Source organism: Gordonia hydrophobica NBRC 16057, assembly GCF_001592365.1.
GTDB lineage: Bacteria > Actinomycetota > Actinomycetes > Mycobacteriales > Mycobacteriaceae > Gordonia > Gordonia hydrophobica.
In genome coordinates, this window is record NZ_BCWU01000009.1 from 89,613 (window position 1) to 110,806 (window position 21,194).

A 21,194-nucleotide genomic window follows, 5' to 3' on the forward strand; every position below is an offset into this window, starting at 1 on the left:
TGCGGCCGTGTCGTTTCCCCTCAGACCACTGACGTCAGATGAAGGACCAGCGGCAGGGTCACCGCAGCAGTGACGGTCTGTACTGCGGTGATCGACGCCATCAGCCGACTGTCGCCGCCGAGGCGGTTGGCCAGCACGTACGCCGATGGAGACGTCGGCACCGCGCAGATCACCACCACCGCCGCGTACGCCGCTCCCGACAACCCGAGGGCACCGCCGAGCGTTGCCGCACCGATCGGCAGGAGCGCGAGCTTGAGGATCGACGTCGTCGCGATTCCCGCGAGGTCGACGCGGCTGAGAGCGAAGGTGATCGGCGCACCGGCGATCAGGGTGCCCGCCACGAGTGCCGGCGCCGCGAGCAGAGTCAAGGTGGCCTCAACCGGCTTGGGCACCGGAATCGCGAGGAGATTGATCGCCAGGCCCGCCGCACATCCGAGGATCAACGGGTTCGTCACCATCTCACGGAAGATGCGGGGGCGGGCACCGTTCACGCGCCGGTCTCCGTACACGGTCAGGGTGCTGACCGCGACCACGTTGACCAACGGGACCATCACCGCGGCCGCGAGCGCGAAGAGGGCGACACCGTCGGCTCCGTACAGCGCGTCCATGAAGACCAGGCCGAGATAGGTGTTGATCCGCGTGCCGCCCTGCACCAGCGAGGAGATCGCCGGTCCGGTCATCTTCAGCGGTCGCTTCAGCAGAAGCACGATGGCGGTGACCGTGAGGATCGGCACGACGATCGACACGATGACCGCACCCGGCGACACCCGGTGCAGGTCCGTCACAGAGATGGAGGTGACGAACAGCATCGGGGTGAATATGTGGTAGGTCAGCCACTCCAGTCCTCGCCAGAAGCCGGAGTCCGTGAGGACCCGGCGACGGAGGAACGAGCCGAATGCCAGGAGCGCGACGATAGGGATGACCGCGCCCAGAATGAGCTGCGCCAAGCGATCAGTCCGCTTCGCAGCATTGTTGATCGCGCTGCACGCTGCGGCGACAGAAGCACGATGCGTGGATCGGGACGTCGGCGAACTCGAGGGCCGCCTGAAGACGATCTGCGACGTCGTCGGCGTCGTCGGTGAGCCGGAGTCCCGTGAGGCATTCGTGGTAACCGTGGAGCGCCCACACATTGTCCGGATGCTGCTGCGGGCGCGGCAGCGACTCGATCAGCCCCAGGTCCGCCGCATACACGGCGGCGGCGTCGGCGAGTCGGCCCTGTTCCAGGAGAAGTGCCCCGAGCGCGTGCCGGGTCGGCTGCATCCACCCCCACGGCTCGTCATAAGGCAGTGCGTCATCACGCCGGACTGCCTCGACCAGGAGGGCGAACGCCTCGTCGTAACGGCCTTCGCGGTAAGTGATCTCACCGTCGAGCATGGCTTCGGCGACCCCGAGGATGTCCAGACACGTTGTTGAACAAGGTGCGAGTCTCTGGAACCCGGCGCACCGCCTCTCGGAACGCACCCTGCTCGGCCCGTGCCGCTTCCACCTGGCCGAGGACGGCCAGTGCGACGCCGCGCGCATACCGGTGAATCGCGGTCGAGACGCAGTACAGCTCCGGATCGGTCGGCAGCGGCGTCGCAAGGATCTCGTCCCAGCGTCCGAACCGCACGTAGACGTGCAGCCGAGTGGTCAGGAATCCTTCGAGCCAATCCGCCATCGGCGGCGACGTGACCCTCAGAAGGGACTCCGGGATGGCCTCCTCCAAGTCCGCTGCTGATTCGAGCGCCGGCTGCAGCCGACCCGCGAACATCGCCGCGTAGATACGGAAGTGCAGGTTGTGCGCCCGATACAGGGTGTAGAAGTTCAGCGGCCCCTCGCGCTCGACGAAGAGCCGATCCGCACGAGCGGCATCTCCGTTCGATTCGATCGCCCGACGGTAGTCACCGCAGAGGATGTCCAGATGGGTCGGCATGTGCTCCAGGTGTCCGGCATCGGGTACCAGCCCGCGCAGTCGGTCGGCGACCGGCAACGCATCCTCGGGCCTCGCCGACATCTCCATCAAGTGAATGTAGAAGTGCAACACGCCCGGATGCTCGGTACCGCCGGGAAGCTGCAGCGCGGCGTCCAGCACCTCCTTGGCCTCGAGGGTCCGCGCGCCGGCTGCCGGCTCGCCCGTCATGGTGTCCCACAGCTCCCACGGCGTCAGGTTCATCAACGCATCGGCATACAACGCGGCAACGTCGAGGTCGTCGCGGTGAGCGTGATACACCCGCCCCATCGCCTCGGCGTACGCGACGCTCCACACCGACTGTTCGGCGCCGTTCGGCCCCTGCGCGCGCGGATACCGAGCGAGCAGCGCACCGGCCAGCGCAGCCTCGACCGTCCCGTCCTCGGCATGGTCAACCGCGAGGAGCACGGCTTCGTGCGTCCGCGCGGCGGCAGTCTGCAGTTCGGTCTCGTCGAACGCCTCCCACGGCTTGTTGTAGTTCGGGCCGTGCGCATACGCGATACCCCAGTAGGCCATCGCACACGTCGGGTCGGCGCTCACTGCACGCTCGAAACAAGCGATGGCCTCCTCGTGGTTGAATCCGTACGACCAGACCAGCCCCCGATCGAACCACAGTTGCGCCACGGCGTTGTTGCTCGCGACGGTGCGACCGTAGTCGCCCAGGTCGAAGTACGGCTCGACGGCATCGGCCCGGACCTGCACGGCCCCGGCTCCATTGTTGTCAGAGTTCATGAATATCCTTCCCTTCTCCTTCTTCCACGACGTAGACCGACACGACGACGGGCACGGTCGGCCGCAGCACCGCGCAGACCGGGCAGTCGTCCGCAGCGGACCGCGCCGCAGCCTCCACATCGATGCTCGGCGCAGTCGACGTCACGACGATGTCCATCGCGGCCGCGACGATGCGGTGTCGACCGTCGACGACGCCGAGCGTGGTGCGAACTCGGGTGCGGACCGACGACACCGGGAGCGCCCGGGCCCGGACGACCGCGTTGAACTCCGAGCTGAAGCAATTGGCCAGCGTCGCGGCCAGCAATTCCTCGGGGTTGGTGCCGCCCCCGGGTCCGCCGAGTTCCACCTGCGACGCCGTCGCGACGTCGAGCTCTCCTCCCGCACCGCGCACCCGACCGCCCCACCCGGACCACTCGACGGTGGCTTCGGCCTGAAGTCCGCCCGATCCTGAATTCTGCATTCCTGTTCTCCTCATCCCGCTGTCCGCATGTCGGCCGACAGCTGTCGCGCCAGTGCTGTCGCATCGATGCTGATCTGTCGCAATTGCCCACTCAGAGAGTCGTTGAACCCGAGGAACCACAGTCCGTCGAGGTTGCGAGGATGCTCGGCGCCCAACGGAATCCCTTCGGAATCGACCACGCCGAGGTGACCCACCAGTCGAGCGAGATCGGTGGTGTAGCCCGTGGCCACAATGACCAGGTCCGGGTGCAGCACAGAGCCGTCGCGCAACTGGACGCCGGCCGCCCCCACATCGGCCACGCCGTCGACCACGTTCACCGTTCCGTTGCGGACGGCGCGGGCGAGACCTCGGTCGACGATCGGTATCGTTCCGGTCGCCGCGAAATCTGCGGCGAGCGACGTCGTCGGTGCGGGCAGCCCATGCGGTGCAAGGTCGCCGAGCCATGCCCTGCGCGCCACCGCCATGGCACGATCGCCGAGCCCCATCGGCAGTCGGGCGACCAGATCTCCGAAAGTCTGGATCGGCAGCGGGCCCAGTGATCGCGGCACCATGTGCGGCGGTCGGCGGATCGACAGCGCCACGCTCCACGCGCCCGACGATGCGAGATCGACGGCGATGTCGGCCGCTGTATTGCCACCGCCGACCACCAGCACATCGCGTCCCACGCCGATGGCGCCGTCGTAGTACGTGCGGGCGTGTGTCAGTCGGCCGGGAAACTCATCACGACCACGCCAGTCGGGCCACTTCGCCGCCCGCGCGATCCCGGTGGCGACGACGACGTGCCTGGCTCGGAGGTCACCGCCGCAGCCTCGGACCAGCAGGGTCCCGTCCGGCATCCGGTCGACCCTCTTCACCTCGAATCCCGTCTGCACGTCCAGGGGGCGCGCAACCGCGGTCAAGTAGCCTGCGTAGCGCTGCGCCGACGGGTGGCTGCCCAGGGTCCACGGCATCCGATGCCTGGGCAACGAGGACGGCCACCGATGCGTGTTGATGCGCAGCGAACGGTAGGCGTTGAAACAGCTCGACGCCACTCGATCTCGTTCCAGCAGGAGCGGGCTGATTCCCCTTCTCCGCAATTCGATGCCGGCGGCGATCCCGGCTGGTCCCGCACCGATGACGACCACGTCCCTGATGTCGCCATCAGCTGTCGATCCGGTCATGCTGTTGCTCCCATCTCTCGCGGTTCCACGAACCGTGACATTGCCACTGCGCCGATGAGGGGTCCGATCGCGAGAATCACGAACGCGACGCGCCATGAGCCGAGGTCGGCGACGGCCGCGACGAGTTGAATGCTGATCACCGTGAATCCGTAACCGATCGCGGTCTGGACGGCGAGCGACGTACCCACGTACGACGAGTCGACGGTCTCGCTGAGCGCGGCCGAGAACACGCCGGAGTCGGCGATCACGGCGGCACCCCAGACCACCAGGACCACGAGCGCCACCACCGCGGGCATCACCGGGACCAGTGGCGACAGGCAGCAGCAGATTCCACTCACGATCAGTGCGGACACCGCCGCGAAACGACGACCTCGCCGGTCCGCGATGCGGCCGCCGATGATCGATCCGACGGCGCCCGAGACGCCGAGCACGAGAAAGACCAGCAGCCCGGAGGCGATCGGCAACGCCGTCAACTGCGGCGAGATCGCCACGAGTGCGGGCAGCCACGCCCACAGCGCGTACAGCTCCCACATGTGACCGAAGTATCCGAGGTTGGCAGCTCGCGGCGCCCGCGACCGGAATCCAACGAGGACATGGCGCGGATTGAACGGTGGCGACGGTGCCGCGTACGGGCCGGTCCGCAGGCAGGTGATGGTGATCGCGGCACCGAGGAGCGCCAACACCGCCGCCGCGGCCATGACGACGCGCCACGACGGGCCGTGCCACGTCGCCAGCAGGTACGGAAGCGTGGAGCCGATGGTGAGACACGCGATGAACATTCCGAACGAGCGACCGCGGATCGCAGGCGCCGACCATGTCGCCATCAATTTCATACCGGTCGGATAGACCCCGGCCAGGAACACTCCGGTGCAGGCTCGCATGACCACTGCGGAGGCGAAACCGTTGGCGGCGAAGGCGAACAAGAGAGTACAGAGTGCGGCGCCGACCGCGGCTAGCGCGATCAGGAGTGGAAGATCGACGCGGTCGGGAAGGTTGAAGACGCTGCCGGCCAGCGCGCCGACGACGAAACCGAGCTGAACGGCGGCGGTCAGCCAGACCAGGCCCATCGCGCCGAGGCCCCACTCGGCCTGCAGACTCGGGCCGACCGCCGTCGCTGAGAACCACACCGACAGACTGATGATCAGCGCGGCCGCCAGCACCCCTCGTTGCCACCGACCGCGTGCACCGTTCGCGTCCGCATCAGTGGGCGCCTCATCCTGGTTCCGACCAGGCATATCCCATCCGGGCACCGTCCTGTCTCCTCTCGCCCACGCCGTCCGCCGACGATTGACGACAGATAGGCCATGACGATCGGGGCGACTGCGTCGTCCCGATCGTCATGGTCGGTAAGTGTCGAGCTAGCGCTGGACGTCGATGACCGCTCTGCCTTCGATCTGCCCGGCCTCGAGTCGATCGAGGATGGTGGACAGCTCATCGAGCGATGCGGTGGTGCTGACCAGACTCCGCGGATCGAACTTCGCGTCGTCGAGGATCTTGAGGAGTGCGGGCATGTCGACCCGCGACCGCGCTCCGTACGATCCCTTGATTCCCACCTGCGACCGGACCATCCCATTGATGGGCAGGCACACGTCTCCGGTGTTCAGCCCCACCGGCACCGTGCAGCCGCCGGATCGGACCATCGAGAACGCCTGCTTGAACGTTCCGGGCGTTCCGAGCGCCTCGAAGGCCACGTCCACGCCCAGCCCGTCGGTCAGTTCCTTGACCGCTGCCACCGGATCCGTGTCCGCGCCGTTCACTCCGTCGGACGCTCCCGCGCCGAGGGCGGTGGTGATCTTCTCGTCGCTGATGTCGATCGCAATGACCTTCTCGGCGCCCATGATCCGGGACATCTGAATCAGGTTCAGCCCCACTCCACCGGAGGCGACCACGGCGACGTTCTTGCCGCGCACCCCGCCTGCGCCGTGCTCCACCGCGCTGTATGCGGTCAGCGTCGCGCAACCCAGCAGCGCCGATTCCACCGAAGGCATCTGCTCGGGGAGCTCGAAGACGGCGAGCGCCGGAACCACGGCGTACTGCGCCATGCCCGACATCGAGAACATGTGCAGCATCTCGCCGTCCGGGCGCGCCAGCCGCGACGTGCCGTCGTACAGGGTGCCGTCGGTACGGTTCATCTTGAAGAAGTTGAGGCACAGGTCATCGCGTCCACGCTCGCACTCGCGGCAGAACCCGCAGGGCATGACGAACGACGCGACGATCCGCGATCCGACGCGAGGCGTGGACGGCGGTACGCCAGGACCGTGCTCCACCACGGTGCCTGCGGTCTCGTGACCGAGAACCAGCGGCTTGGCCACCGGGATCCCGCCGCGGACCACGTGCAGGTCGCTGTGGCATACGCCGCAACCCGACACCTCGACGAGGACCTCTCCCACACCGGGCGTCGGAACCGGAATCGACTCGATGTGCAGGCCGGCGTCGTCGAGGACGGCCGCCTTCATGTCGCCGCGGCTCACTTGGATCCGTCCTTCCAACGCGAGGTGACGACCTTCGCGCGAGTGAAGAAGCGGACACCCTCCTCGCCGTACATGTGCGAGTCGCCGAAGAGCGACGACTTCCAGCCACCGAAGCTGTACCAGCCGACCGGAACCGGGATCGGGACGTTGATGCCGAGCATGCCGATCTTGGTGTCGGCCTCGAAGCGGCGTGCTGCGCCGCCGCTCTCGGTGAAGAGTGCAGCACCGTTGCCGTACGGGTTCTCGTTCACGACGTCGATGGCCTCGTCGAGCGAGGACACGCGCATCACTGCCAGGACAGGTCCGAAGATCTCATTGTCGTAGCAGGCGGTACCGGGGGTGATGTTGTCGATCAGGCTCGGGCCGATGAAGTAGCCGTCCTGCTCGAAACGCTCGTTCTTACGGCCGTCGACCACCAGGGCCCCGCCTGCTTCGCCGCTGGCGTCGAGGAAGCCTGCGACGCGATCGCGATGCTCACGCGAGATCACGGGGCCGAAGTCGCTGCCGCCCTCGTTGCCCGGTCCCACCGTCAACTTGCTCATGAGTCCGCTGATCTTCTCGATCAACGGGTCGGCGACGTCACCGACCGCCACCAGGACCGAGACCGCCATGCAGCGCTCGCCCGCGGCACCGAACGCGGCGCCGACGGCCGCATTGGCCGCGTCGTCGAGGTTGGCGTCGGGAAGCACCACCATGTGGTTCTTGGCGCCACCGAGGGCCTGCACGCGCTTGCCCAGCTTCGTGCCCTGCTCGTAGATCGCCTTGGCTACCGGCGTCGAGCCGACGAAGCTGATCGCCGCCACGTCCGGGTGCTCGATGAGCGCGCCCGCGGTAGCCGCGTCGCCCTGCACCACGTTGAACACACCGGGGGGGATACCCGCCTCGGTCATGATCTCGGCCAGGCGAGTGGTGGCAGTCGGGGACTTCTCCGACGGCTTGAGGATGACGGCGTTACCGGTCGACAGAGCATTGGCGATCATCCACAGGGGAACCATCACCGGGAAGTTGAACGGAGTGATGCAGCCGACCACGCCGAGCGGCTCGCGCACCTGGTGGACGTCGATGCCCTTCGAGACGTCACGGCTGTAACGACCTGCCGTGTGGTCAGCGACGCCGCAGGCGAACTCGATGCTCTCCAGACCGCGGTTGACCTCGCCGAGTGCGTCGACCTTGGTCTTGCCGTTCTCGGTGACGATCAGGTCAGCGAGCTCATCGGCGTGCCGACGCAGCGCGTCGCGCACCTCGTACATGACAGCGGCACGATGTGCGACTGCGGATTCGCCCCACTCCTTCTGTGCTGCCTTGGCGACCGCGACCACCTCGCCGACCTGCTCGGGCGTCGTCACGTTGAAGACGTGCTCTACCTCACCCGTCGCCGGGTTGTACACCGTCAGCTCGCGCTCACCGGTGCCGGCGCTGTCGCTTCCGTTGACGAAGTTGAGCGGCGCGCGGATCCCACCCTGACCGGGCAGATCTGCAGATGTCGGCGCTGCGTCGGACTCCGTTTGGTGCGAGTGCGTCATGGTCATGATCGGCTTCATGAGAATCTCCGTGTGCTCTATCGACTGAAACTCCCTGCAGTTGAGCCTGCTGGGGACACTTCCAACGTATGGATGGAGCACTGTGACGACAATCGCCAAGGCGACCCCGGTGTGTGCAAGAATGCACATATGTTGTCGGCAGATGATCTTCAGTACTTCCTCGCGGTCGCACGCACCGGACGCTTGGTGCGCGCCGCACAAGATCTCGGCGTGGACCATTCGACCGTTGGACGTCGGATCAACGCGTTGGAGCGCGACACCGGTCAGCGATTATTCGACAGAACGCCCGAGGGCTGGCACCTCACCCCCGCCGGACAGCGGCTGGTGGATCCGGCGGAAGCCGTGGCCAGCGCGGTGCGCGACGCGAATGCGTCGCTCGGCAATCGAACCAGTCATCTACAGGGAAACGTGCGGATTCTCAGCACCGACGGGTTCGGATCGTTCATCCTCGCGCCCCGACTTCGCAAGTTGGCCGACGAGCATCCCCAGTTGACCATCGAGCTCGTGACCGCGACCGCGCAGCTCGATCACAGCGTGCGGTCGTTCGACGTCGCCGTCACCCTCGGTCGGCCGAACTCCGACCGCATTCATGCACGCCCGCTCGCCGACTACAAACTGCGGCTGTACGCCAGTCCCAACTACCTGAGGAACGCACCGCCGATCGAAACCCTGGCCGACCTGGCCAATCACGATCTCATCTGGTACGTCGACAAGCTCCTCGACGTGAATCCCCTGCGGACGATCCCCAAACGCATCCCCACGGAGATCAAGATTCAGTCGACGAACCTCGTCGCACACTGGCAGGCCGCAGCCGCAGGCGTCGGCATCGCGCCCATGCCGCAATTCGTCGCGGCGGGCGACGACCGACTCGTGCACATCCTCCCCGACGTGGAGTTCAGCGCGCGCTTCTGGCTGATTCTGCCGAAGGAGCACGCCCGCCTTCCGCGAGTTCGCGCCGTCGCCGATCTGATCCAGCAGATCGCCGCCGCCGAAGCCCAGCTGCTCAACGGACCGCCTGCACCGATTCCGTCGCTGTGGCGACCCGAAGCCGACGGCGTCTGATTCCCGAGAAGGAGGCGAGCATGTCCACCCTGGTCTTCCTGCACGCGCATCCCGACGACGAGACCTCGTTGACGGCCGGGATGATGGCCCTGGCCGCCGATCGCGGTCATCGGGTCGTCGCGGTGTTCGCGACGGGCGGCGAACACGGCACGGTTCCGCCGGATCTGCCCGCGGACACGCCGCTCGCCGAGTACCGCCGCCGGGAGGCCGAAGCCGCGGCCGCCGCGCTCGGCACCGATCGGATCGTCTGGCTCGGCTACGAGGACTCCGGGATGACCGGGTGGGAGCAGAACGCGAACCCGGCGTGTCTGGCGCGCGCCGACTCGTCCGACGTCGCCGCGGCTGTCGCCGCCCTGATCGACGCCGAGCACGCGGACTATCTGATCGGTTACGACTGGCACGGGAACTACGGACATCCCGATCACATCGCCGTTCATCGGGCCGGTCGCCTCGCCGTCGAACAGGCCGCGCATCCGGTCCGACTGTTCGAGGCGACGAATCGACGTGAGGACTGGACGGAAGCCCGGACCAATCCCGATGCCCAGGAGATGATGCGTGCCTTCGGCTATGCCGACGGGATGCCCGACGACGAGTGGGACAAGTTTCAACTCGGGGACGACGGATTGCCGACCGGTATGCCCGAGGCCGACATCGCGTGGCGGATCACCCTCGACGACCAGACGCTCACGCGCAAGCGGCAGGCGATGACCTGCCACGCCAGCCAGACCTCCGACATCGGGCTCATGCTCGCTCTTCCGCCCCGCCTCTACCGATTCATGTTCGGCACCGAGTATCTGATGGCCGCCGACGTGGCCGGACCGCCTCGGGAGCACTGGCCGTTTTGACCTCGCGAGCCCCGGGCCTGACGACATCCATCGACTCCCTGACATGAACGACGACTGGCTGCGACGGGCCCGCACACCGGAGACCCGTGCCCGCATCCGCTACTGGTCGCGTCGAGCGGGCGCCTCGTTCGCGGCTCTGATACTCGCGGTCGTCGGCGGGATCGCGTTCGTGGTCTGGGGCGTGGTCACCCAGCACGCGAGCGGTGTCACGTTCTGGGGGCTGGTGGCCGGAACGGTGATTCTCATTCTGGTCTGCTTCGCCTACAGCTCGCACGCCGACGGCCGGCTCACCGAGGCACGCTTCGCCGACGCGCATGTGACGATCGGTCGGGTCAGCAGAGTGGTCTGCCGTCCCGGCGTCGAGGGCCCCGACAGCTACGACGTCGAGGTGACGGCGGAGTTGCCGGGACCCATCACGCTCCGTCGCGAGCTCCGGGATTTCCACATCATGTGCTCGGTCGGCGACACGATCGAGTTCCGCCACACCGTCCTCGACCCCGACGACGTCGACGACGTGCACTTCGAGCGCCGGGTCAGCACGGCGCGACGAGCCGGAGCAGCGCGGTCGGCGCGCGCCGAGGCGACGAGCCGCCGCGAGCGGGAGTGGTTCGCCGACGCCCACGTGTCGATCGGCAGGATCGCCGAGGTCGTCAGCTACCCGTCGCATCCCCAGGACGCCTCGCTCGCCGCCTACCTGTGCACGGTCCGCATCGACCATCCCGACGTCGGCGCCCTCCCGCGGCAGGTCGTGGTGAGTGAGGATCAATTGCGCTCCACCGGCCCCCGGTTCGGGCGGACGGTCCGCGTCCGTCACCGGACCCTCGACCCCGATCAGCTCGACGACGCCTCCTTCGACGGCTGGGCGGAGTGATCGGACTCGCCGCAGCTACCGCAGGACCTGCCTAGGGATCGGGTCGATGGCGAACGGGGCGAGGAACGGGATCGATTGGAAACGCACGTTCGCGTGCCCGCGCGGGTGGGCGTTGGCGTCGTCGCCGATCAACCACCGGTACGAGATGGTGAGTTCACCGGGCCAGGCGCTGCCCACGACGTGGGTGAAGGCGGTGGGCTTCGGCGTCGCGGTCGAGATGAACCGGTCGTGGTCGAAGAACAGGATGTGGGTGGGCGAACTCCCGGTGGCGCCGCGCGGGTAGACCTGCGCCCACCCGAACCAGCAGCCGATGGTCGTGCCCTTGTCGGTCACCACCCACGGGATGTCGCGCCCGGGGAACGGCGGTGCGAGCCGTCGCACCGCGGCGTCGACGCGGCTGGTCGGGACGGTGCGGCATGCCGCGGAACTCGAGCCGTTCGCGGGCGCGGCGGACGCCTGCCCGATGCCGACTGCGGTGCCGACCGCGGCCGTCACGGCGACGGCGAGAGCGGCAGCGGTGGCCTTGATGCGATGACGCATGATGGTGCTCCTTCGTGTCCGACTGTCTACTCCCCGACCGCTGGGCGCGGGATCACGACGTCGCGGTTCCCGCACCCGGTCTGTCGCGTCGGCACTGCCACGCGTTCCGCGGACGTCGTTCAATTGAATGACTCGGCACGCTCCGCCGGATCGACGCCTCAACAGGCAGTGGGCCCGAGTCGAGCGAGATAAACAGCATTGCTACCTAGTTTGTGACCAACTAGGCAGTCGTTTGCCCATCATTGGGAAATTTAGACAGCTACACTGTTTAAGTACCTAGTGAGAGGCCACCGTGGACGACCACATCGTTCAACTCAGAGAAGACATCACCGTATTCAATCGCAAGATCCGCAGCCAAGCTGCGCGACATTTGCTCACCCCGTCGCAGGTGCAGACCCTCGCGCACGTCGACCGGATCGGTCCGGTCAGTGCCCGCGCGCTCGCCGACGTGGAGATGATCGCACCCCAGTCCGTCGCCCGTACCGTGGCGTCCCTCGAAGCCTTGGGGCTCGTCACCCGCGATCCCGATCCGAACGACGGTCGCGCCGTCCTCATCACCATCACCGATTCCGGGCATCAGACTCTCGAGACCGACCGAGCACAGCGCAGCCGCTGGCTCGCCGACGCCATCGACGCCACGTGCACGCCCGTCGAACGCGAACTCCTGTTTCTTGCGGGCACCCTGCTGCGCCGCATCGCGACCGGCCACGAACCCGAGACGTCAGGCGGCGAGGCATGACCGCCATGCAGAGCGACGTCCCGGTCACTCCCAAACCCATTCCCGTCCGCGTGAGCGGCCCCCTGGCGTCGGGCAGCATCCTGCAGCCGATCAACTCGTCGATGATCGCGATCGCCGTGGTCGCGATCGCCGCCGAGTTCGGCTCCTCCGCGGGCGTCTCGTGGATCATCTCGGCGATGTACATCACGACGGCCGTCTGCGCACCGATGGCAGGCCGACTCGGCGCCATCTTTGGTGCTCGACGCGTGTTCATGGCCGGACTCGTCTTCGTCGCCGCGGGCTCTGTGGTGGGCATGCTCGCGCCGAACCTCGGTGTCCTCATCGGCGCCTATGTGCTGATCGGGACCGGCATCGCAGTGCACACGCCGAATGCGATGACCATGCTCCGCGCCTACGCCGACCGCTACGACCGCCATCCGCGGACCGCGATCGCTCTGCTCGTCATGTGCGGCCAGTCCACGGCGGCGCTCGGCCCCACCATCGGCGGACTGCTGGTCGGCACGTTCGGCTGGCACTCGATCCTGTGGGTCAACCTGCCGGTGGTCGCGATCTGCGCCGTGTGGGTGATGCGCGCCGACGTCGGTTTCGCCGGCGGCAGCTCGGATTCCCTGCGGACGTCGCTGCGCGGCCTCGACTTCGGCGGGATCATCCTGTTCGTCGTCGCCCTCACCACCGCCATGCTGTTCCTCATCTCGCTGCGCGCCACGCCCTACTATTGGGCCGCGCCGATCGCGATCATCGCCGGCGTGCTGTTCGTGATCCACGAACGCGGGACCGTCGAACCGTTTCTCGACGTCCGCGCGCTCGTCAACAACGCGGCGCTGAGCGCCACCCTCGGCCGCGCCCTGCTAACCTACGTGTGCTTCTACTGCGTGTTCTTCGGGATCCCCCAGTGGCTGCAGACCGTCCGCGGAATGACGCCGATCGAAGCGGGCCTCACCATGCTGCCCGTCGCAGGCGTCGGAGTGCTGGCCACCAGCATCGGCTCGCGCACCTATCGCCGATACGGCGTCCGCACGACGTTGGCCATCGGCACCACCGCGCTCGTCGTCGGCGGCATCCTCATCGCTTCGGTCGAACGGTCCACCGCCCCGGTCGTGGTGCTGCTCATCGTCGCCGCGGTGATGGGAATCCCCAACGGCTTCAACAACATCGGCAACCAGAACCTCATCAACACGGTCACCACCGTCGACGACGTCGGCGCGTCGATCGGCATGTACCGCACCATGGCGTTCATCGGAGCCAACCTCGCCGTGGTCGTCACGACGACGATCGCCGGCAGCGCCATCGACGACGTCGGCATGAAGCACATCGGCTGGTTCATCACCGCCGTCGGCGTCCTGCTCCTGGTGGGGGTCCTGCGGTCGAAGCACATGGGTCCGAAGGTGCGGCGGGGCTGATTACCGGACTTCGCGATGAAGGCCTCCCCGCCCGGCGCACGCCACTACCGTGGTTCCTGGGACATCGCGTGGGGACGAGAGGTGGATCAATGACGGACGTACTCATCATCGGCTGGGGCAAGGGCGGCAAGACGCTTGCGGGGACACTGGCGCGCGCCGGACGCAGCGTGACCCTCGTCGAGCAGTCGTCGGCGATGTACGGCGGGGCATGCATCAACGTCGCCTGCATCCCGACGAAGATCCTGGTCCACGACTCGCAGGTCCCGCACGGCACCGATTACGACGCGACCGTCTTCGCTGCGGCCGTGGACCGCCGGGACACGCTGACGGCGGCGATGCGCGCCAAGAACTACGACATGCTCGACACCGTTGACGGCGTCACCCTGATCGACGGGACAGCGCGGTTCGTCGACGCATCGACCGTGGAGGTCGCCACGGCCGACGGCGCCACGCGGATCAGCGCCGAGACGATCATCATCAACACCGGCGCGACGCCGACACCCCTCGACCTCCCCGGCGCCGACGGCCCGCGCGTTCACGATTCGGAGTCGATCCAGCACGTCGACCCGCTTCCGAAGCGACTGCTCGTGGTCGGAGACGGTCCGATCGGCCTCGAGTTCGCCTCGATGTTCGCTGGTTTCGGTTCGTCCGTACGCGTGCTGAGCAGGCACGACCGCCTGCTCGCCCGCGACGACGAGGACGTCGCGCAGGTCCTGACCGACGTGCTGACCGACGCCGGTGTGGAGATCGTGACCGGCGCTGCCGCCCGCGCGTTCACCGACACCGGGACCGAGGTCACCGTCACGGCCGAGATCGGCGGCGAGACACGTGAGTTCGCCGCCGACGCCGTCCTCCTCGCGACCGGACGGAGCCCGAACACCGCAGACCTCGACCTGGCGGCCGCCGGCGTCGACGTCGATGACCGCGGCGCCGTCGTTGTCGACGATCGGCTCCGCACCTCGGCACCGGGCGTGTATGCGATCGGCGACGTCCACGGCGGCCCCCAGTTCACCTACCTGTCGTTGGACGACAACCGCATCCTGGAAGATCTGCTCCTCGGCGCCGGCGACCGCCGTGTCAGCGACCGAGTGGCCGTCCCCACCACCACTTTCGTCACCCCGCCGCTGGCGCGCGTCGGCCTGTCGGAGACGCAGGCGCGCGAGCGCGGCCTCGACGTCATCGTCGCCTCGACGATGGTCCGCGACATCCCCACACTCCCGCGACCGAAGATCGTCAACAATCCGGCGGGCATCATCAAGGTGGTCGTGGACGCGTCGAGCAAGCAGATCCTCGGAGCCACCCTGTTCTGCGTCGACTCCCAAGAGGTCGTCAACCTCGTCGCCCTGGCGATGCGGCACGGCATCACCGCGCCCGAACTCGCATCGTCGATCTTCACGCATCCGTCGACATCGGAGATGTTCAACGGGGTGCTGGCCGGGATCTGAATCGCAGCAGAGGAGATCAGGAATGTCTGTGTCGAGAGTCGACCTGCTCGTCGTGCCCGACTGTGCCAACCACGACGGAGCCGTCACGCTCATTGCCGAGGCGCTGGATCAGTCCGGCTGTGTCGATACACCGGTCATCATCCATGTCATCGCGACGGAAGACGAGGGGCGCCAGTGGGATTTCGCAGGCTCGCCCACGTTCCTGATCGACGGCGTCGACCCCTTTCCGTCCGCGCCGAGCACCGGCGCGCTGTCGTGCCGGATCTACCCCACCGGCACGGGCCTTCCCTCCCTGGCAGAACTCGCAGCCGCGCTTCGGGGATCCGCCGTGTCATAGCCTCGGTGCCGCGATCTGAATCGCGGCGACCGACCGTCCCAAACAGAGTCTGACCGCTCCACCGCCGATCGTTACCCGGAGCGGGTCACAATCGGCGGTGGACGGAAACAGAGGTCCGTTCCGCGTCTACTTCAGCCCCAGCGCCTTCGCAGTCACCTTCGCCATTTCCCGCTCACCCAGAGCGTTCGGGTGGACCGGTACGAATTGGGCAGTCGAGAGCAGCGGTTCCACCCAGCGGACGCCCTGCGGCTTGCACGCATCATGTCCGACGGATGCCGCGGCCACGTCGGCGAGCGTCACGCCGGTCTCCTTCGCCGCGCGTGCGATCGCGTCGTTGAGCCAGGACTGAACCCGATGCGTGAACTTCCCGTCGCCTGCGGCGATCGGCATTCCGTTGCACGGGGCATCGCGATCCGGGGCGATCCACGGGTAGTTCAGCGCGACGACGCGGGCATTCGGTGCCTTAGCTCGCACAGCCTTCATCGCTTTCACGAGATTCGGATAGGTGATCTCACGGATGGTCTTCGACGCCGTGCCCATATCCTGGTGCGCGCACGGCGAACCACGCATCCCCGCGCCGATGCCTGCGATGACACAGTCTCCGATCATTCCACCGAACAGGTTCTCGTCGTTGCCGCCGATCGAGAAGGTCACCAGGTCGACGTCGTCATCGAGTGCAGCGAGTTGCGGGCGGACCCCGGGCTGCTGCGAGGTGTAGAAGTCGTCAGTCGCTGCTCCGCCGCAACTGACATCGGTGAGGTTCATGTCGTTGGTGCGGGCGACGATCTTCGCATAGTTCTGTGCCGATTGGGCGCACCCGATGGAGACGTCCTCAGCCAGCGGGAGCACTCCGGAACCAGCCGAATAGCTGTCGCCCAGATTCACGTACTTCACCGGAGTCGGAGCAGCCTCAGCCGCTGCGGGCATCAGCCCCGCGCCGAGCGCCGCCGTCGCGGCGAGCGCCCCCACCGCCTTGGCCATTGTCGCGAATCCCATCGGCGCTACCGCCTCATCAGTCGATCGATTGATCTACTTCGTCTTCGGGTTGCACGCTAACCCACTTCGCCAGCCGTTACGGAGAGTTCGAGAAATCCACTGCACCGATGAGGTCCTCGGCGAGCTCGTCAGTTCAACGGACGGCTGCGAGTTAAAGGCCAAAATGTGTGTATAGATCCGTCGATTTCTGGTGCCTGACCTCGTGTGATGGTGGGTTGAACATGCTTTGAAAGCATGTTCGGTGTCAGGTCCTCGGAATTCCCCCTCGTGTGGTGTATGCGGTCGCAAGCTCGTCAAGAACGGAACCACCAGCGCCGGCCGCACCCGCTGGCGCTGCCAACAGTGCGGCGCCTCGCCACCGCAGCGGCCAAAACAAACGCCGCTCGACGACCAGAAGATCGGACCGGCGGCCTACGACACCGGCTTCAACTGGGAGGACGGGAACGGCATTCAGCACGGCTGGGGAGGCAGAAACGGATAAAACGCCCCGCCGCCACGCCCGGGCCATACACACATTTTGGCCTTTAACCCACGGCTGCGGTCCCCGTCGACGAGGAGAACGAGATAAGCCCCAGACGAGTGAACGTCTGGGGCTTATCTAAATATGCTTCTTCTGTGGAGCCTAGGAGATTCGAACTCCTGACATCTGCCTTGCAAAGGCAGCGCTCTACCAACTGAGCTAAGGCCCCGTGCCGGGGTTACCGGTCGGTGAAATTATGGTGGGCCTAGGAGGACTTGAACCTCCGACCTCTTCGTTATCAGCGAAGCGCTCTAACCGCCTGAGCTATAGGCCCTCGACCGAGAATGAAGATTACCGGACTTCCCGAACATCTCCAAAACGGCAGGTCAAGCGCCTAATCAAGGTCAGCCAAGGTGACCTCGACGCCACCGACGAAATCGGCGCAGACGTTGTAGATGTAGGCCGATATCGTCGCGAGCGCGGTCAGCAGCACGGCGCTCGCGATGCCGAACAGCGCACTGAACATGAACACTTGGCCACCACTGATCAGATCCTGACCGCTGGTGCTGCCGTCGCCGTTCACGATGGTGCCGAACGAGCTGTTGATCTGGTCCCAGATACCCATTCCACCGAGCACGCCGTACAGAATCGCGACCGCGATCATCCAGATGAAGAAGCCCGCGACACAGAGCACGCCGGCCACCTTGAAGACCGACCACGGATCGACGCGTCGAATCTGCACGGCGGCACGCAGCGGCACGCTCGACGACGCGCGAGCCGGAATGGTCTGGCTCGCAGCGCGCGCCAGCGCCTGCTCCTTGGCCTGCTCGGTGTGGTGAATCGAATCCAGGTCCGGCAGCTGATCCTTGTTCGCCAACTGCTCACGCGGAATGTTCCGTGTCTCCGACTCCACGAACGGCGCCGGCTTGCCCGACTGCGCGACGGGCGCTCCCGGCTTGCTCTGCGCCGCCGGAACCACCGGCGGAGCCGCCGCGGGCTTCACCGGCTGGGGCGCAGGCTTCGACGCCGAGGCGCCCGGACCTTGCGGAGACGCCGACGGAACTCCCGGACCTGACGGTGCCGACCCCGCTCCGGCCTGGGGCTTGGGCGTCTGGGGCTGAGACGTCTGGGGATTGGGTCCCTGCGGCTTGGGTCCCTGGGGCGGTGCCGCAGGTCCCTGCTGGGGGTGGGGGCCCGACGGTGTCGGCCCGGCCGCCTGCGACGTCGGCAGCACCGGCTGCGGGCCGGTCTGCGGACTCTGCGCGGGCTTCGGCTGCACCTTCGTCGGAGGAGCCGACGGCTGCTCCGGCGCAGGCGGCGTGGACTCCGGCCGCTGACCGGAACTCGAGACCACCCCTCGTGGCGGCGGCCCGCCGGCGCGGTCTTCTCCGACCACGCCAGCGGCCTTGGCCATTTCACCAGCGGTCAGCCCGGTGGCAGCGGATTGCTCCCCACGCTTCCACGGCGGGGTCATGCCCCCGCGTTCGACATTCTTGTCGTCCGGCTGATTCGGTGTGCTCACAGGCGATTCCTCACTGAACGGGTCTACCCCACCCTAAACGCTCGTCAGGTCAATCCTGATCTGCCGCGCCCTCGTTCTCGTCCTCATCGGGCTCGTCCGCGTTGCGGGCGATCGCAATCAGGTTGTCACCGTCGGACAGGTTCATCAACCGGACGCCCTTCGTCTGGCGACCCGCCTTCCGGACCTGCTTGGCCTTGGTGCGGATCACACCGCCGCTGGAGGTGATGGCGTAGATCTCGCTGTCGAGATCGACCACCAGCGCGCCGACCAGGTCACCGCGCTTCGGATCGTGCTGAATCGTCAGCACACCCTTACCGCCGCGACCCTGCGCGGTGTACTCCTCGATGTCGGTCCGCTTGGCGTAACCACCCGACGTCGCAACCAGCAGGAACGTGTCCGGGCGGACGACGGTGAGGCTGAGCAGCTCGTCGTCGTTGTTGAACCGCATGCCCTGCACACCAGAGGTCTGGCGACCCATCGGACGCAATGTCTCGTCACTCGCCGTGAAGCGGATCGACTGCCCCTTCTTCGAGACCAGCAGCAGGTCGTCGTCCGCGCTGCAGAGGCGGGCGCCCACCAGCTCGTCGTCGCCGCGCAGGTTGATCGCAGCGATGCCGCCCGACCGGTTCGAGTCGAAGGCGTCCAGACGCGACTTCTTGACCAGACCGTTGCGGGTCGCGAGGACCAGGTAGTCGGCGTCGTTGTAGCCGGAGATCCGAATCACCTGAGCGATCCGCTCCTCCGGCTGGAAGGCCAGCAGGTTCGCGACGTGCTGGCCGCGCGCGGTGCGGTTGGCCTCGGGCAACTCGTAGGCCTTCGCACGGTAGACGCGGCCCTTGGTGGTGAAGAACAGCAGCCAGTCGTGCGTGCTGGAGACGAAGAAGTGGGCGACGATGTCGTCCTGCTTCAGGCCTGCGCCCTGAACGCCCTTGCCGCCGCGCTTCTGGCTGCGGTACAGGTCGGTCTTGGTGCGCTTGGCGTAGCCGGTCTCGGTGATCGTGACGACCACGTCCTCGCGAGCGATGAGATCCTCGTCGGTGACATCGCCCTCTGCGGGGATGATCTGCGAACGACGGTCGTCGCCGTACTTGTCGACCACCTCGGCGAGCTCGTCGCGGACGATCGCACGCTGCCGTTCCGGCTTGGCCAGAATGTCCTGCAGGTCGGCGATCTCACGCTCGATCTCGGCCAACTCGTCGATGATCTTCTGGCGTTCCAGAGCCGACAACCGGCGCAGCTGCATCGCCAGGATGGCGTCGGCCTGGATCTCGTCGATGTCGAGAAGATCCATCAGTCCGCTGCGCGCGATGTCGGTGTTGGCCGACGCGCGGATCAGTGCGATCACTTCGTCGAGGGCGTCGAGCGCCTTCACCAGACCGCGCAGAATGTGCGCGCGCTCCTCGGCCTTGCGGAGGCGGTACCGCGTGCGCCGGATGATGACGTCGATCTGGTGGGCGACGTAGAGCCGGATCATCTGATCCAGACGCAACGTGCGTGGGACGCCGTCGACGATCGACAGCATGTTGGCGCCGAAGTTGGTCTGCAACTGCGTGTGCTTGTAGAGGTTGTTCAGCACCACGCGGGCGACGGCGTCGCGGCGCAGCGTGATCGCGATCTTCAGACCTGCGCGATCGGACGAGAGGTCGTCGATCTTGCTGATGCCCTTGAGCTTGCCGTCGTTGAGCTGATCACCGATGTTCTGGATCAGGTTGTCGATGTTCACCTGATACGGCAGTTCGGTCACGATGAGCTGCGTGCCGCCGGTCCGAGTCTCTTCGATGCTGACGACGCTGCGCATGCGGATGCTGCCGCGGCCGGTCATGTACGCATCGCGGATGCCCTGGGTGCCGACGATCAGGCCCGCAGTCGGGAAGTCCGGTCCCTTGACGCGCTCCATGCATGCGGCGAGAAGGGTCTCCTCGTCGGCCTCGGGGTTGTCGAGCGACCAGAAGACGGCGTCGGCGACCTCACGGAGGTTGTGCGGCGGAATGTTGGTGGCCATGCCGACCGCGATACCGCCCGAGCCGTTGATCAGCAGGTTCGGGACGCGCGACGGCAGGACCGTCGGCTCCTGCGTCTTGCCGTCGTAGTTCGGGACGAAGTCGACGGTCTCCTCGGTGATGTCGCGGAGCATCTCCATGGCGAGCGGCGTGAGCCGAGCCTCGGTGTAGCGCATGGCGGCCGCGCCGTCGTTGCCGCGGGAACCGAAGTTGCCCTGGCCGTCGATGAGCGGATACCGCATCGACCACGGCTGGGCGAGACGGACCAGCGCATCGTAAATGGAACTGTCGCCGTGCGGGTGGTAGTTACCCATGGTCTCCGAGACCGGACGCGCGGACTTCACGTAACCGCGATCCGGACGGAAGCCTGCGTCGAAGGACGCGTACAGCAGTCGACGATGCACGGGCTTGAGGCCGTCGCGCACCTCGGGCAGGGCTCGCCCGACGATGACGCTCATCGCATAGTCGATGTAGCTGTTCTGCATCTCCTGACCGAGGTCGACAGGTTCGACGCGGTCGTGCCCGTTCTCGTCGACGCCGTCGTTCGGCTGGTCGGTTTCGTCGCTCATGAATCACTTTCCCGCGGCGCACGCCGCTGTGGTGGCATCGGTGGGCGGGCTCGTTGAAGAACTCCGAGGCCCGCCGGGTTGCTGGTCGGTGACGCC

Annotated in this window: 17 protein-coding genes, 2 tRNA genes and 3 pseudogenes; 9 read left to right on the forward strand and 13 right to left on the reverse strand. The window is 66.8% G+C overall.

Translation table 11 applies throughout. From position 1 onward, the window contains the following. Positions 1–20: 20 nt before the first annotated feature. The 7 genes and pseudogenes from GH2_RS15485 to GH2_RS15515 form a co-directional block, all read right to left on the reverse strand. Entirely contained in the window at positions 21–947 is a 927-nt protein-coding gene (locus GH2_RS15485) for an AEC family transporter (RefSeq protein WP_066169838.1), read from the reverse strand. A gap of 4 nt (positions 948–951) precedes the next feature. Continuing rightward, positions 952–2,680 (reverse strand): annotated as a pseudogene (locus GH2_RS15490) (tetratricopeptide repeat protein). After that, positions 2,670–3,140 (reverse strand): OsmC family protein, encoded by a 471-nt coding sequence (locus GH2_RS21650; protein ID WP_066169845.1) that lies wholly within the window; start codon positions 3,138–3,140, stop codon positions 2,670–2,672. Before GH2_RS21650 ends, GH2_RS15490 begins: the two are co-directional and overlap by 11 nt. Positions 3,141–3,151: 11 nt before the next feature. Then, positions 3,152–4,300: an NAD(P)-binding domain-containing protein gene (locus tag GH2_RS15500; RefSeq protein ID WP_066169851.1), complete on the reverse strand. Its 1,149-nt coding sequence runs from the start codon at positions 4,298–4,300 to the stop codon at positions 3,152–3,154. Continuing rightward, positions 4,297–5,550 (reverse strand): MFS transporter, encoded by a 1,254-nt coding sequence (locus GH2_RS15505; RefSeq protein ID WP_204701015.1) that lies wholly within the window; start codon positions 5,548–5,550, stop codon positions 4,297–4,299. The genes GH2_RS15500 and GH2_RS15505 overlap by 4 nt, the downstream gene beginning before the upstream one ends. 108 nt (positions 5,551–5,658) lie before the next feature. Further along, the gene (locus GH2_RS15510) at positions 5,659–6,771 is read right to left on the reverse strand and encodes a zinc-binding dehydrogenase (RefSeq protein WP_066169856.1); all 1,113 of its coding nucleotides are present in this window, start codon (positions 6,769–6,771) and stop codon (positions 5,659–5,661) included. Beyond that, entirely contained in the window at positions 6,768–8,312 is a 1,545-nt protein-coding gene (locus tag GH2_RS15515) for a CoA-acylating methylmalonate-semialdehyde dehydrogenase (protein WP_239589032.1), read from the reverse strand. The genes GH2_RS15510 and GH2_RS15515 overlap by 4 nt, the downstream gene beginning before the upstream one ends. 129 nt (positions 8,313–8,441) lie before the next feature. Between GH2_RS15515 and GH2_RS15520 the strand changes: the two genes are divergently transcribed. The 3 genes from GH2_RS15520 to GH2_RS15530 are packed head-to-tail and all read left to right on the forward strand — an operon-like array spanning position 8,442 to position 11,090. Then, positions 8,442–9,374: a LysR family transcriptional regulator gene (locus GH2_RS15520; RefSeq protein ID WP_084247541.1), complete on the forward strand. Its 933-nt coding sequence runs from the start codon at positions 8,442–8,444 to the stop codon at positions 9,372–9,374. 20 nt (positions 9,375–9,394) lie between these two features. Further along, positions 9,395–10,219, forward strand: a complete 825-nt coding sequence (locus GH2_RS15525) for a PIG-L family deacetylase (RefSeq protein ID WP_066170178.1) — start codon at positions 9,395–9,397, stop codon at positions 10,217–10,219. A 43-nt stretch (positions 10,220–10,262) separates the two neighbouring features. Further along, positions 10,263–11,090 carry a hypothetical protein gene (locus GH2_RS15530; RefSeq protein ID WP_066169859.1) on the forward strand — a complete coding sequence of 276 codons (828 nt, stop codon included), beginning with the start codon at positions 10,263–10,265 and terminating at the stop codon, positions 11,088–11,090. Positions 11,091–11,105: 15 nt separating this feature from the next. Here GH2_RS15530 and GH2_RS15535 read toward each other — a convergent pair whose 3' ends face one another. After that, on the reverse strand, positions 11,106–11,630 hold the full coding sequence (locus GH2_RS15535) for an LppP/LprE family lipoprotein (protein ID WP_066169861.1): 525 nt from the start codon (positions 11,628–11,630) through the stop codon (positions 11,106–11,108). A 292-nt stretch (positions 11,631–11,922) separates the two neighbouring features. Between GH2_RS15535 and GH2_RS15540 the strand changes: the two genes are divergently transcribed. The 4 genes from GH2_RS15540 (at position 11,923) to GH2_RS15555 (ending at position 15,551) form a co-directional block, all read left to right on the forward strand. Next, positions 11,923–12,369, forward strand: a complete 447-nt coding sequence (locus GH2_RS15540; protein WP_066169864.1) for a MarR family winged helix-turn-helix transcriptional regulator — start codon at positions 11,923–11,925, stop codon at positions 12,367–12,369. Beyond that, entirely contained in the window at positions 12,366–13,769 is a 1,404-nt protein-coding gene (locus tag GH2_RS15545; protein ID WP_066169867.1) for an MFS transporter, read from the forward strand. The genes GH2_RS15540 and GH2_RS15545 overlap by 4 nt, the downstream gene beginning before the upstream one ends. An 89-nt stretch (positions 13,770–13,858) precedes the next feature. After that, the gene (locus GH2_RS15550; protein ID WP_066169870.1) at positions 13,859–15,214 is read left to right on the forward strand and encodes a dihydrolipoyl dehydrogenase family protein; all 1,356 of its coding nucleotides are present in this window, start codon (positions 13,859–13,861) and stop codon (positions 15,212–15,214) included. 22 nt (positions 15,215–15,236) lie between these two features. Beyond that, positions 15,237–15,551 carry a hypothetical protein gene (locus GH2_RS15555; protein WP_066169873.1) on the forward strand — a complete coding sequence of 105 codons (315 nt, stop codon included), beginning with the start codon at positions 15,237–15,239 and terminating at the stop codon, positions 15,549–15,551. A 126-nt stretch (positions 15,552–15,677) separates the two neighbouring features. Here the strand turns inward: GH2_RS15555 and GH2_RS15560 are convergent, their stop codons facing one another. Further along, positions 15,678–16,547: an SGNH/GDSL hydrolase family protein gene (locus tag GH2_RS15560; protein ID WP_066169876.1), complete on the reverse strand. Its 870-nt coding sequence runs from the start codon at positions 16,545–16,547 to the stop codon at positions 15,678–15,680. A gap of 241 nt (positions 16,548–16,788) precedes the next feature. Between GH2_RS15560 and GH2_RS22265 the strand changes: the two are divergent. After that, positions 16,789–16,902 (forward strand): annotated as a pseudogene (locus GH2_RS22265) (transposase-like zinc-binding domain-containing protein); the annotation flags it as partial. Then, positions 16,903–17,028, forward strand: a pseudogene (locus GH2_RS21655) (IS256 family transposase); the annotation flags it as partial. A 135-nt stretch (positions 17,029–17,163) separates the two neighbouring features. On the opposite strand, the gene GH2_RS15565 reads toward GH2_RS21655, so the two are convergent. The 4 genes from GH2_RS15565 to gyrA form a co-directional block, all read right to left on the reverse strand. Next, positions 17,164–17,236, reverse strand: a tRNA-Ala gene (locus GH2_RS15565). Positions 17,237–17,264: 28 nt separating this feature from the next. Then, positions 17,265–17,341: transfer RNA gene (locus GH2_RS15570), tRNA-Ile, on the reverse strand. Positions 17,342–17,401: 60 nt separating this feature from the next. Next, positions 17,402–18,529: a DUF3566 domain-containing protein gene (locus GH2_RS15575; protein ID WP_244885402.1), complete on the reverse strand. Its 1,128-nt coding sequence runs from the start codon at positions 18,527–18,529 to the stop codon at positions 17,402–17,404. 49 nt (positions 18,530–18,578) lie between these two features. Further along, positions 18,579–21,098: a DNA gyrase subunit A gene (gene gyrA, locus GH2_RS15580; protein WP_066169880.1), complete on the reverse strand. Its 2,520-nt coding sequence runs from the start codon at positions 21,096–21,098 to the stop codon at positions 18,579–18,581. Positions 21,099–21,194 lie beyond the last annotated feature (96 nt).